The sequence below is a fragment of the Streptomyces sp. SID8374 genome (genome assembly GCF_009865135.1).
In the GTDB taxonomy this organism is placed as follows: domain Bacteria; phylum Actinomycetota; class Actinomycetes; order Streptomycetales; family Streptomycetaceae; genus Streptomyces.
Window position 1 is genome coordinate 1,590,385 of record NZ_WWGH01000002.1, and the last position, 12,851, is coordinate 1,603,235.

General features: G+C 70.9%; 8 protein-coding genes. All 8 read left to right on the plus strand.

From position 1 onward, the window contains the following. Positions 1-43: 43 nt before the first annotated feature. The 8 genes from GTY67_RS30410 to GTY67_RS30445 all read left to right on the plus strand — a co-directional run bounded on the left by GTY67_RS30410 (position 44) and on the right by GTY67_RS30445 (position 12,784). The gene (locus tag GTY67_RS30410; RefSeq protein ID WP_015612553.1) at positions 44-1,225 is read left to right on the plus strand and encodes an ROK family transcriptional regulator; all 1,182 of its coding nucleotides are present in this window, start codon (positions 44-46) and stop codon (positions 1,223-1,225) included. A 279-nt stretch (positions 1,226-1,504) separates the two neighbouring features. After that, positions 1,505-3,028 carry a sugar ABC transporter ATP-binding protein gene (locus GTY67_RS30415; RefSeq protein WP_161281153.1) on the plus strand — a complete coding sequence of 508 codons (1,524 nt, stop codon included), beginning with the start codon at positions 1,505-1,507 and terminating at the stop codon, positions 3,026-3,028. Next, complete coding sequence (locus GTY67_RS30420) at positions 3,025-4,080, plus strand: ABC transporter permease (protein ID WP_093693750.1); 1,056 nt, start codon at positions 3,025-3,027, stop codon at positions 4,078-4,080. Before GTY67_RS30415 ends, GTY67_RS30420 begins: the two co-directional genes overlap by 4 nt. Positions 4,081-4,162: 82 nt before the next feature. Next, positions 4,163-5,200 (plus strand): substrate-binding domain-containing protein, encoded by a 1,038-nt coding sequence (locus GTY67_RS30425; RefSeq protein ID WP_093693773.1) that lies wholly within the window; start codon positions 4,163-4,165, stop codon positions 5,198-5,200. Positions 5,201-5,271: 71 nt separating this feature from the next. Beyond that, on the plus strand, positions 5,272-6,498 hold the full coding sequence (locus GTY67_RS30430; protein ID WP_161281154.1) for a Gfo/Idh/MocA family oxidoreductase: 1,227 nt from the start codon (positions 5,272-5,274) through the stop codon (positions 6,496-6,498). Positions 6,499-6,511: 13 nt separating this feature from the next. Beyond that, positions 6,512-7,516: a sugar phosphate isomerase/epimerase family protein gene (locus GTY67_RS30435; protein WP_093693752.1), complete on the plus strand. Its 1,005-nt coding sequence runs from the start codon at positions 6,512-6,514 to the stop codon at positions 7,514-7,516. A 283-nt stretch (positions 7,517-7,799) separates the two neighbouring features. Next, positions 7,800-11,519, plus strand: a complete 3,720-nt coding sequence (locus GTY67_RS30440; protein ID WP_161281155.1) for a ThuA domain-containing protein — start codon at positions 7,800-7,802, stop codon at positions 11,517-11,519. Positions 11,520-11,611: 92 nt separating this feature from the next. Continuing rightward, entirely contained in the window at positions 11,612-12,784 is a 1,173-nt protein-coding gene (locus tag GTY67_RS30445; RefSeq protein ID WP_343238791.1) for an inositol-3-phosphate synthase, read from the plus strand. Positions 12,785-12,851: the final 67 nt, after the last annotated feature.

Here is a 12,851-nt window from a genome sequence, read left to right on the forward strand (position 1 = left end):
CGACGGACTGGCCGGATGTGGCGGGGAGGGACGCGTGAGACGTATGACGGCACGACCCGCGAACGCGCATCAGGCACGGCTGCTCCGACTGCTGCGCGACGGGGGGCCCAACTCCCGTGCCCAGCTGGGTGACCAGGTCGATCTCTCGCGCTCCAAGCTCGCCGTCGAGGTGGACCGGCTGCTGGAGACCGGCCTGGTGGTCGCCGACGGGCTCGCCGCATCCCGTGGCGGGCGCCGCTCGCACAACATCCGGCTCGCCCCCGAACTGCGGTTCCTCGGGGTCGACATCGGCGCCACCTCCATCGATGTGGCCGTCACCAACGCGGAGTTGGAGGTCCTGGGCCACCTCAACCAGCCGATGGACGTGCGCGAGGGCCCGGTCGCGGTCTTCGAGCAGGTCCTGGCGATGGCGGCCAAGCTCCGGGCCTCCGGCCTCGCCGAGGGCTTCGACGGCGCGGGCATCGGGGTCCCCGGACCTGTCCGCTTCCCCGAGGGCGTGCCGGTCGCGCCGCCGATCATGCCCGGCTGGGACGGTTTCCCGGTCCGCGAGGCGCTCAGCCAGGATCTGGGCTGCCCCGTCATGGTCGACAACGACGTGAACCTGATGGCGATGGGGGAGCAGCACGCGGGCGTCGCCCGCTCCGTGGGCGACTTCCTCTGCGTCAAGATCGGTACGGGTATCGGCTGCGGGATCGTCGTCGGCGGTGAGGTCTACCGGGGGACGACGGGCAGCGCCGGGGACATCGGGCACATCCAGGTGGAACCGGACGGCCGGGCCTGCGCCTGCGGCAACAAGGGCTGCCTGGAAGCCCACTTCAGCGGGGCCGCCCTGGCCCGCGACGCGGAGGACGCCGCCCGTGAGGGCCGCTCGCCCGAGCTCGCGGCCCGGCTGGAGGCGGCCGGACGCCTCACCGCCGCCGATGTGGCCGCCGCCGCGGCGGCCGGGGACGCGGCCGCACTCGACCTGATCCGCGAGGGCGGCAACCGGGTCGGGCAGGTCATCGCCGGTCTCGTCAGCTTCTTCAATCCCGGTCTGGTGGTGATCGGCGGCGGGGTCACCGGCCTCGGTCACAACCTCCTCGCCAGTGTCCGCACCCAGGTCTACCGGCAGTCCCTGCCCCTGGCCACCGGCAACCTCCCCATCGTGCTGGGCGAGTTGGGCCCCACCGCCGGAGTGATCGGCGCGGCCCGCCTCATCAGCGACCACCTCTTCTCACCGGCCTGACCCCGGGGCCGGTGAGCAGCGCCCCGCGCCGCCGCCGGCACCGTACGCACCACCGTTCCGTGTCCCGTACGCCCCACCGATCCGTACGCCCCACCGTTCCGCGCTCCGTACCACCCCGCTTTGGTCAGGTACTCGTCAGGTACCCCTGGTCAGCAGCCGCTCGCGGTGCCGCCGGCTCCACGGCACCTCCAGCCCTGCGCCCCGCCCGCTCACCGGCCCTCCCGAACGCCCGGCACCCCGCCGGGGCAGGGGAGACCCCATTCGCCGAGGGGATTCGTCATGGCACCAGAACCACCCCTGCTCACCATGTCCGGCATCACCAAGTCCTTCCCCGGCGTACGCGCCCTGGACGGCGTCGACCTGGAGGTACAGGCCGGCGAGGTCCACTGCCTCCTCGGCCAGAACGGCGCGGGCAAGTCCACCCTCATCAAGGTGCTCGCCGGAGCCCACCAGCCCGACGACGGCGAGATCACCTGGCGCGGCGTGGCGGTCCGGCTCAAGTCCCCGATCGCCGCCATGCGCCTGGGAATTGCCACGATCTACCAGGAACTCGACCTGGTGGAAGGGCTGTCGGTCGCCGAGAACGTCTTCCTCGGCCATGAGCCGACCAGCGCGGGATTCATCGTCCGTACGGGGGAGGGGCGTTCGGCCGCGAAGGCGCTGCTGGCCCGCCTCGGCCACCCGGAGATCGACCCCGGCCGCCCGGTCGGCTCCCTCTCCGCCGCCCAGCAGCAGATCGTCTCCATGGCGCGGGCGCTCTCCCACGACGTACGGCTCATCGTGATGGACGAGCCCTCCGCCGCACTCGACCCCGACGAGGTCGACAACCTCTTCCGCATCGTCGACGGCCTGACCGCCGACGGGGTCGCCGTCGTCTACATCTCGCACCGGCTGGAGGAGATCCGCCGCATCGGCGACCGGGTCACCGTGCTGAAGGACGGCCGGGCGGTCGCGGTGGGCCTCCCCGCAGCGGACACCCCGACACGCGACATCGTTGCCATGATGACCGGCCGCGATGTCGAGTACGTCTTCCCGCCGCGCCCGGACGAGGCCCAGGTCAACACCGCCGAACCCGTCCTCCGGGTCCAAAACCTCTCCCGTCAGGGCGAGTTCGCGCCCGTCGACCTCGAACTGCGGCCTGGCGAGATCGTCGGCCTCGCCGGTCTCGTCGGCTCCGGCCGCTCGGAGATCCTGGAGACGATCTACGGCGCCCGCAAGGCGAGCACCGGGACCGTCACCGTCGGCGGGAAGCAGCTCAGGCCCGGCAGCGTCCGCGCCGCCGTCGCCGCCGGGATCGGCCTCGCCCCCGAGGAGCGCAAGGCCCAGGCCCTGCTGATGACCGAGTCCGTGACCCGTAACGTCTCCGTCTCCTCGCTCTCCCGGTTCGCCCGGGTGGGCTGGATCGACCGGGGCGGCGAGCGGCGGTCCGCGCGGCAGGCCACCCGCGAACTCTCCCTGCGGCCGGACAACCCGGACACACCGATCCGCACCCTCTCCGGCGGCAACCAGCAGAAGGCGGTCCTGGCCCGCTGGCTGCTGCGCGGCTGCCGGGTCCTGCTGCTGGACGAACCCACCCGTGGCGTCGACGTCGGCGCCCGCGCCGAGCTCTATGCCGTGATCCGCCGGCTGGCCGACGAAGGCCTCGCCGTCCTGCTCGTCTCCAGCGAAGTGCCCGAAGTCCTGGGCCTCGCCGACCGGGTGCTGGTGCTCCGGGAGGGACAGGTCGTGCACACGGCCCCCGCCCAGGAGCTGGACGAGCACCGCGTACTCGACCTCGTGATGGAAGGGAGCCCGACGCCATGACACAGCCCGCCCCGTCGGCGCAGCACAACGGGCCGGACAAGGGGGCCCTCACCGGCCCCGCCGACACGCCCCCCTCGAAGACGGGCGGTGGCGGCCGGCCCGCGCTCGGTCTTCGGCCGGACGTCCGGATCCTGTCCCTGCTCGGTGTCCTCGCCGCACTCGTCCTGGTCGGCGGCATCACCGAACCGGACGCGTTCCTGGACACCGGGAACCTCCAGCTGATCCTGACCCAGGCCTCCGTCATCGGGGTCGTCACCGTCGGCATGACCTTCGTCATCACCAGCGGCGGCATCGACCTCTCCGTCGGGGCGATGGTCGCCCTCGCCTCGGTCTGGGCCACCACTCTGGCCACCCAGGAGTACGGCTTCGCGGGCATCGCCTTCACCGCCGTGGTCGTCGGCCTGGCCGCAGGACTGGTGAACGGCGTCCTCATCGCGTACGGGGGAATGGTCCCGTTCATCGCGACGCTGGCCATGCTCGCCTCGGCGCGCGGCCTCGCCCTCATGATCACCGACGGCAAGACCCAGATCGTCACCGTCGACTCGGTCCTCAGCCTCGGCCTGCCGGACTCCTACTTCCTGGGGATTCCGCCGCTGGTCATCATGTTCGCCGCGGTCACCGTCATCGGCTGGCTGATCCTCAACCGCACCACCTTCGGCCGCCGCACGGTCGCCGTCGGCGGCAACGCGGAGGCCGCCCGGCTCGCCGGGATCGACGTCCGCCGCCAGCGCCTCTACCTCTATCTGCTCTCCGGGCTCTGCTGCGGCATCGCCGCCTTCATGCTGATCGTGCTCTCCGGCTCCGGCCAGAACACCAACGGCAACCTGTACGAACTCGACGCCATCGCCGCCGCGATCATCGGCGGCACCCTGCTCAGCGGCGGCCGCGGCACCATCGTCGGCTCCGTACTCGGCGTCCTGATCTTCACCACCATCACCAACATCTTCGCGCTCAACAACCTCCAGAGCGATGTCCAGCAGATCGCCAAGGGCGCCATCATCGTCGCCGCCGTCCTCGTCCAGCGCCGCACCCTGCGCGGCGGCGAAACCTGAGCAACCCGCCCCGCCTGAACCGTACTTCCCCGTCCTGAGCCGCATTTCGCACGTCACCCACCGGATGAAGGGTCAGACCGCCATGCCAGAAACCAGCCGCAGAGGGCTGCTGTTCGGAGCCGCAGCCGTCTCCACGGGCGCCCTCCTCACCGCCTGCACCAGCAACGAGCCGAAGAACGCGGAGCCCGCCGGCAACAGCCAGCCCGCCGCCGACGACAAGCCGGGCAAGCCCGTCACCATCGGATTCGCCGGACCGCAGGCCGACCACGGCTGGCTCAACGCCATCAACGTGAACGCCAAGTCCCGGGCGGAGAAGTACAGCGAGGTGACGCTGGAGATCACCGAGGGCTCCAACGACACCGCCGCCCAGATCGGCCAGGTCAAGACCCTCATCAACAAGAAGGTCGACGTCCTCGTCATCCTCCCCGCCGACGGCAAGGCGCTGACCCAGGTCGGCCTGGAGGCGATGCGGGCGGGCATCCCCGTCGTCAACCTGGACCGCATCTTCGCCTCCCCGCAGGCCTACCGCTGCTGGGTCGGCGGCGACAACTACGGCATGGGCCTCAACGCCGGGCACTACATCGGCGAACAGCTCAAGGGCAAGGCCGACGCCAAGGTCGTGGAGCTGGCGGGCATCGACAACCTGGAGCTGACCAAGCAGCGCAGCCAGGGCTTCGCCGACGCGCTCAAGAACTACTCCAACATCAAGCTGGTGGCCCGTCAGGCCGCCGACTTCACCGTCGAGTCCGGCCAGGCGAAGATGGCCCAACTCCTCCAGGCACAGAAGCAGTTCGACGCCCTGTGGAACCACGACGACGACCAGGGCGTGGGCGCGCTCCGCGCCATCCAGCAGGCGGGCCGCGACGAGTTCATCATGGTCGGCGGCGCGGGCGCCAAGTCCGCGATGGACGCCATCAAGGCCGACAACTCGGTCATCAAGGCGACCGTCCTCTACCCGCCGACGATGGCCGCGTCCGCCATCGACCTGGCGCGCGCCCTGGGCCAGAGCAAGGGCATCAGCGGCCTCTCCGAGATGGAGATCCCGACCTCCCTGACCCTGTACTCGGCCGTGGTCACCAAGGACAACATCGACCAGTACCTGCCGACGGGCTTCAACTGACCGGGTCCGCGGGGGATGCGGCGAGCGCATCCCCCGGCCCGTTACCGCACACCGATGAGGAGGAAGTCCGCATGGCCCGTAGTCAAGAGACGGAAGCGCAGACCGCAGCACCGCCGCAGGCGCGAGCAACGCTCGGGGTCGGCATGGTCGGATACGCGTTCATGGGCGCCGCCCACTCCCAGGGGTGGCGCACCGCCGGACACGTCTTCGACCTGCCGGTGCGGCCCTCTCTCGCCGCGATCTGCGGACGCGACCGTGCGGCGGTCGACGCCGCCGCCGCCCGGCACGGCTGGGCGGCGGCCGAGACCGACTGGCGGGCGCTGATCGCCCGGGACGATGTGCAGCTGATCGACATCTGCACCCCGGGCGACAGCCATGCGGAGATCGCCATCGCCGCCCTGGAGGCGGGCAAGCACGTGCTGTGCGAGAAGCCGCTCGCCAACACGGTCGCCGAGGCGGAGGCGATGGTCCGCGCCGCCGAGGCGGCCGAGGCGCGCGGCCAGGTGGCGATCGTGGGCTTCAACTACCGCAAGGTGCCCGCCATCACCTTCGCCCGGCAGCTCATCGCGGACGGCCGCCTCGGCCCCCTGCGCCACGTACGCGCCAGCTACCTCCAGGACTGGCTCGTCGACCCGGCCTCCCCGCTCACCTGGCGGCTCAAGCGCGAACACGCCGGATCGGGTGCGCTGGGCGACCTGGGGGCGCACATCGTCGACCTCGCCCAGTACCTGGCGGGGGAGCTGCTGACCGGGGTGTCGGCGGTGGCCGAGACCTTCGTACGGGAGCGGCCCCTGCTCTCCGGGGCCTCGGCCGGGCTCTCCGGCAGCGCCGACGCGGTCGAGCGGGGTGAGGTGACAGTGGACGACGCGGCGATCTTCACCGGGCGCCTCGCCTCCGGTGCGCTGGCCTCCTTCGAGGCGACCCGGATGGCGGCCGGGCGCAAGAACGCGCTGCGGCTGGAGATCAACGGGGAGCTGGGCTCGCTCGCCTTCGACCTGGAACGGCTCAACGAGCTCTCCTTCCACGACCACACCGAGCCCGCCGCCACCGCCGGCTTCCGCCGCATCCTGGTCACCGAGCCCGAACACCCCTACCTGGAGGCCTGGTGGCCGCCGGGCCACGCCCTCGGGTACGAGCACACCTTCGTCCACCAGGCCCGTGACGTGGTCCGCACGATCGCCGAAGGCCTCCCGCCCCGGCCCTCGTTCGCGGACGGCCTCCAGGTCCAGCGGGTGCTCGCCGCCGTAGAGGAGAGCGCCGCCAAGAACTCCGTACACACTCCGGTCCCCTCGTCCTAGGAGGCAGTCGCCCATGCCCCGCCCCTTCACCCTGTTCACCGGCCAGTGGGCCGACCTTCCGCTGGAGGAGGTCTGCAAGCACGCCCGCGACTTCGGTTACGACGGTCTCGAACTCGCCTGCTGGGGCGACCACTTCGAGGTCGACAAGGCGCTCGCCGACCCCGGCTACCTGGACAGCAGGCACCAATTGCTGGACAGGTACGGGCTGAAGTGCTTCGCCATCTCCAACCACCTGGTGGGCCAGGCCGTCTGCGACCACCCGATCGACGAACGCCACCAGGGCATCGTGCCCGCCCGCATCTGGGGCGACGGCGAGGCCGAAGGCGTACGGCAGCGGGCCGCCGCCGAGATCGCGGACACCGCCCGGGCGGCCGCCGCCTTCGGGGTGGACACGGTCATCGGGTTCACCGGCTCCTCGATCTGGCACCTGGTCGCGATGTTCCCGCCGGTCCCGCCGCACATGATCGACCGGGGGTACGAGGACTTCGCGGAGCGCTGGAACCCGATCCTGGACGTCTTCGACGCGGAGGGGGTGCGCTTCGCCCACGAGGTGCACCCGAGCGAGATCGCGTACGACTACTGGACCACCAAGCGCGCCCTGGAAGCGGTGGACCACCGGCCCGCGTTCGGGCTGAACTTCGACCCGAGCCACTTCGTCTGGCAGGACCTCGACCCGGTCGGCTTCCTCTACGACTTCCGGGACCGGATCTACCACGTGGACTGCAAGGAGGCCCGCAAGCGCCTCGACGGCCGCAACGGCCGCCTCGGCTCGCACCTGCCGTGGGGAGACCCCCGGCGCGGCTGGGACTTCGTCTCCGCCGGCCACGGTGACGTGCCGTGGGAGGACGTGTTCCGGATGCTGAGGTCCATCGGCTACGAGGGCCCCATCTCGGTGGAGTGGGAGGACGCGGGCATGGACCGGCTGACCGGCGCTCCGGAAGCGCTTGCCAGCCTCAAGCGGTTCGACTTCGACCCGCCGTCGGCCTCCTTCGACGCGGCCTTCGGCGGCGGCGAGTAGCACCACCGGGCGGGGCAGGCCCCGGGGCGAGGCCTTCGTGAAGGCCCCCGGGGCTGCCTCGCCCTGCCCGGAATCCTCTTTGTCCTGGCGGAAGCAGAAGTTCAACTCAACCGTTGCACAAGGGCTTTCCGTCCCGGACGAACAGGTCTACCGTCCACCACGTGTACACGACATGACTCGCGTCACCGGGGTCGCTCCCGTCTCCGGTGACGCACGCGCGGCAGTCCCCGCGCGGCACGGCAGCTCCACCCGCCCGTACAACCGGCACTCCCCGGAGGACCACGTGCACAGAACCAGAAAGCGGCTCCTGGCCAGGACCCGCGTCCGTAAATCGCTCGCGCTGTTCACCGGCGGCCTCCTCGCCGCCGCGACCCTGACCCTCGGCTCCGCCCCCGGTGCCACCGCCCACCCCGGCCACCCGGTCCACGAGGAGCCCGTGGCGGAGGACTTCCAGCAGGTCACCCTCGCCAAGGGCGTGGAGGAGACCGGCGAGCCCATGTCGCTCGCGGTCCTCCCCGACCGCAGCGTGCTGCACACCTCGCGCGGCGGCGAGCTGCGGATCACCGACAGCGCCGGCAACACCAAGGTCTCCGGCACCCTCCCCGTGTACACGCACGACGAGGAAGGCCTCCAAGGCGTCGGCGTCGACCCGGACTTCGCCGAGAACCGGGCCATCTACCTGTTCTACGCGCCCCCGTTGGACACCCCGGCGGGCGACGCCCCGGAGACCGGGACCGCCGCCGACTTCGCGAAGTTCGAAGGCGTCAACCGGCTCTCGCGCTTCGTCCTCAACGAGGACGGCACCCTCGACACCGCCAGTGAGAAGAAGGTCCTGGACGTCCCCACCTCGCGTGGCATCTGCTGCCACGTCGGCGGTGACATCGACTTCGACAAGGACGGCAACCTCTACCTCTCCACCGGCGACGACACCAACCCCTTCGCCTCCGACGGCTACACGCCGATCGACGAACGCACCGAACGCAACCCGGCGTTCGACGCCCAGCGGACCTCCGGCAACACCAACGACCTGCGCGGCAAGATCCTGCGCATCAAGGTCGCCGAGGACGGCTCGTACACCGTCCCCGAGGGCAACCTCTTCGAGCCCGGCACGGACAAGACCCGCCCCGAGATCTACGCGATGGGCTTCCGCAACCCGTTCCGCTTCTCCGTCGACCGGGCCACCGGCATCGTGTACGTCGGTGACTACGGCCCCGACGCCGGTGCGGCCGACCCGAAGCGCGGGCCCTCGGGCAAGGTCGAGTTCGCCCGGGTGACCAAGGCCGGCAACTTCGGCTGGCCGTACTGCGTCGGCGACAACGAGCCGTACATCGACTACGACTTCGCCACCAAGGCCTCCGGCGCCGCCTTCGACTGCGCCGACCTGAAGAACGACTCGCCGCACAACACCGGCCTCGTCGACCTCCCGCCGGCCGAGGCCGCCTGGATCCCGTACGACGGCGGCTCGCTGCCCGAGTTCGGCAGCGGCTCCGAGTCCCCGATGGGCGGACCGGTCTACCGCTACGACGCGGACCTCGACTCCCCGGTCAAGTTCCCCGAGGCCTACGACGGCGACTTCTTCGCCGGTGAGTTCGGCCGCCAGTGGATCAAGCGCATCGAGCAGGACGCCGACGGCGCCGTCCAGTCCATCAACGACGTGCCGTGGTCCGGCACGCAGATCATGGACATGGCCTTCGGCCCGGACGGGGCGCTCTACGTCCTGGACTACGGCCTCGCCTGGTTCGGCGGCGACGAGAACTCCGCGCTCTACCGCATCGAGAACGCCACCGGAGGCCGCTCGCCCATCGCCGAGGCCTCGGCGAACAAGACCTCCGGCACCGCACCGCTGAAGGTCAAGTTCTCCTCGGCCGGCACGTCGGACGGCGACGGCGACCCGTTGACGTACTCCTGGGACTTCGGCGACGGCGGAACCTCGACGGCCGCCGACCCGACGTACACGTACAAGAAGAACGGCACCTACGTCGCCACCCTCACCGCCGAGGACCCGACCGGGCGCACCGGCTCCGCCAGCGTCCACGTGACCGTCGGCAACACCGCCCCGACCGTGGAGCTGGTGCTCCCCGAGGACGGGCAGCTCTTCGAGTTCGGTGACTCCGTGCCGTTCAAGGTGAACGTCAGCGACCCGGAGGACGGGACCATCGACTGCACCAAGGTCGAGGTCAAATTCACCCTGGGCCACGACAGCCACGGCCACGACATCACCACCGAGCACGGCTGCGAAGGCACCATCAAGACCGCCATGGAAGGCGGCCACGACCCCAACGCCAATATCTACGGCGGCATTTCGGCCTCCTACACCGACAACGGCGGTGGCGGCCAGGCCAAGCTGACCGGCAAGGACACCTCCCGGCTCCAGCCCAGGCACCGCCAGGCCGAGCACTTCGACAACTCGTCCGGCGTCACCACGCCGAGCAAGTCCAGTGCCCACGGCGGAAAGACCGTCGGTGACATCCACAACGACGACTGGATCTCCTTCAAGACCTACGTCCTCGGTGGCACCACCAAGCTCACCGCCCGTATCTCGTCGGCCGGTTCGGGCGGCTTCCTCGAAGTGCGCACCGGATCGCCCACCGGCAAGATCCTCGGCTCCGGCCCGGTCCCGGTGACCGGCAGCTGGGACACCTTCCAGGACATCGACATCCCGCTGCGCGGAGCGCCCAAGAAGCAGACCGAACTCTTCCTCGTCTTCAAGGGCGGCGACGGCGCGCTCTACGACATCGACGACTTCGAACTCTCCAACAGCCCGGTCGACAAGACCGCCAAGCGCGTCCTGGTCTTCTCCAAGACCGCCGGCTTCCGCCACGACTCCATCCCGGACGGCATCGCCGCACTGAAGGAGATCGGCAAGGACACCAACATCACGGTCGACTCCACCGAGTCCGCCGCCCAGTTCACCACCAGCAACCTCGCCCGCTACGACGCCGTCGCCTTCCTCTCCACCACCGGCGACGTCCTCAACGCCGACCAGCAGAAGGCGTTCGAGAACTACGTGGCCACCGGCGGCGGTTACGTCGGCATCCATGCGGCCGCCGACACCGAGTACGACTGGGAGTTCTACGGCGGCCTCGTCGGCGCCTACTTCGACTCCCACCCGCAGATCCAGCCCGCCACCGTCCGCGTCGAGGACCACGACCATCCGGCCACCGCGCACCTGGACGAGGAGTGGGAGCGCACCGACGAGTGGTACAACTACCGCACCAACCCCCGTGACAAGGCGAAGGTGTTGGCCACGCTGGACGAGACCACCTACACCGGCGGCAATATGAAGGGCGACCACCCGATCTCCTGGTGCCAGACCTACCAGGGCGGCCGCTCCTTCTACACCGGCCTCGGCCACACCAAGGAGTCCTACGCCGAACCGGCCTTCCGCCAGCACGTGTCGGGCGGCCTGCGCTACGCCACCGGCCAGGTCAAGGCCGACTGCAAGCCCAACAAGGACTACCGGCCCATCTTCAACGGCAAGACGCTGGAAGGCTGGAAGCAGGCCGGCCCCGGCAAGTTCTCCATCAGCGACGGAGCCCTGCACTCCGAGGGCGGCATGGGCCTGCTCACCTACCAGGCCAAGGAGCTGAAGGCGTACTCGCTCAAACTCGACTGGAAGATGGCCGGCGACGACAACTCCGGTGTCTTCGTGGGCTTCCCGGAGTCCGACGACCCCTGGTCGGCGGTGAACAACGGCTACGAGATCCAGATCGACGCCACCGATGCCGCCGACCGCACCACGGGCGCCGTCTACGGGTTCAAGTCGGCCGACATCAAGGCCCGTGACCGCGTCCTGCGGCCGCCGGGCCAGTGGAACAGCTACGAGATCAAGGTCCAGGGCGAACGTCTCCAGGTCTTCCTCAACGGAGCGAAGATCAACGACTTCACCAACACCGACCCGGCCCGCAGCCTGAAGGACGGCTACATCGGCCTCCAGAACCACGGAGCCGACGACCAGGTGTCCTTCCGCAACATCCAGCTGAAGGAGCTGCCCTCGACGTAGGGCGGCCACCTCTGCCGACGGCGGGCGGGGGAGGAACCGACCCCTTCCCCGCCCGCCGTCCTCCACCTCTTCATCCCCCAGGGAGGCAGCCCGTGACCGCACATGCCGATCGTGAAGGCCGTACGGCAAGTCCACACCGTGGAGCCGACAGCCCAGGCCCCCGTACCGGCGTCTGGTTCATCGGAGCGCGCGGCTCCGTCGCCACCACCGCCACCGCGGGGTGCGCCGCCATCGCCGCGGGCCTCCACCCGCCGACCGGCATGGTCACCGAGACGCCCCCCTTCGCCGACAGCGGCCTGCCGCCCCTGACCTCGCTGGTCTTCGGCGGCCACGACACCCTGGACTGCCCCCTCGCCAAACGGGCCGAGGCGCTCGCCGAGGGCGGCGTGCTGCCCTACCGCCTCCCCACCGCCGTACGCGCCGAACTCGACGCGGCCGACGCCGAGATACGCCCCGGCGGACCGCTCCCCGGCGAGACCCGCACCGACCAGGAACTCATCGCCGCGTTCGCCGCCGACCTCACCGACTTCGCCCACCGCCACGACCTGGCCCGCACGGTCGTCATCAACGTCTCCTCCACGGAACCCGCCCCCGGCCCCGACGACCCCCGACTTCCCGCCAGCTCGCTCTACGCCGCGGCCGCCCTCCGCGCCGGCTGCTCCTACGCCAACTTCACCCCCTCGACCGGCCTGCGCACCCCCGCGCTCGCCGAAGCCGTCGCCGACAGCGGACTTCCCCACGCCGGACGCGACGGCAAGACCGGCCAGACGCTGCTCCGCTCCGTGCTCGCCCCGATGTTCCTCCAGCGCGCCCTGCCCGTACGGGCCTGGTCCGGGTCGAACCTGCTCGGCGGCGGGGACGGGGCAGCGCTGGCCGACCCGGCCGCGGCCGCCGCCAAGAACGCGGGCAAGGAACGCGTCCTGGCCGACACGTTCGGCACCGCGCCCGAGGGCGAGGTCCACATCGACGACGTGCCCGCGATGGGGGACTGGAAGACGGCCTGGGACCACATCGCCTTCGACGGCTTCCTCGGCTCCCGCATGGTCCTCCAGACCATCTGGCAGGGCTGCGACTCGGCCCTCGCCGCCCCGCTCGTCCTGGACCTGGCCCGGCTGCTGGCCCGCTCGCACGAGCTGGGCCTGAGCGGCCCCCGGCCGGAGCTGGGCTTCTACTTCAAGGACCCGGACGGCGGCACCTCGGCGGCGCTCGCCGAGCAGTACGCCGCCTTGCTGGCCTTCGCCGAGCGGCTGCGGGGCCAGGCGTGAGGTGGCGGCTGCGGCTCCTGTCCGCGCTCGGGGCGCTCCCCGCAGGGCTGCGGACGGCACCGGCCGG

Coding starts and splice junctions, on each gene's coding strand:
- GTY67_RS30410 (WP_015612553.1), top strand. CDS start 44: ATGACGGCACGACCCGCGAACGCGCATCAGGCACGGCTGCTCCGACTG.
- GTY67_RS30415 (WP_161281153.1), top strand. CDS start 1,505: ATGGCACCAGAACCACCCCTGCTCACCATGTCCGGCATCACCAAGTCC.
- GTY67_RS30420 (WP_093693750.1), top strand. CDS start 3,025: ATGACACAGCCCGCCCCGTCGGCGCAGCACAACGGGCCGGACAAGGGG.
- GTY67_RS30425 (WP_093693773.1), top strand. CDS start 4,163: ATGCCAGAAACCAGCCGCAGAGGGCTGCTGTTCGGAGCCGCAGCCGTC.
- GTY67_RS30430 (WP_161281154.1), top strand. CDS start 5,272: ATGGCCCGTAGTCAAGAGACGGAAGCGCAGACCGCAGCACCGCCGCAG.
- GTY67_RS30435 (WP_093693752.1), top strand. CDS start 6,512: ATGCCCCGCCCCTTCACCCTGTTCACCGGCCAGTGGGCCGACCTTCCG.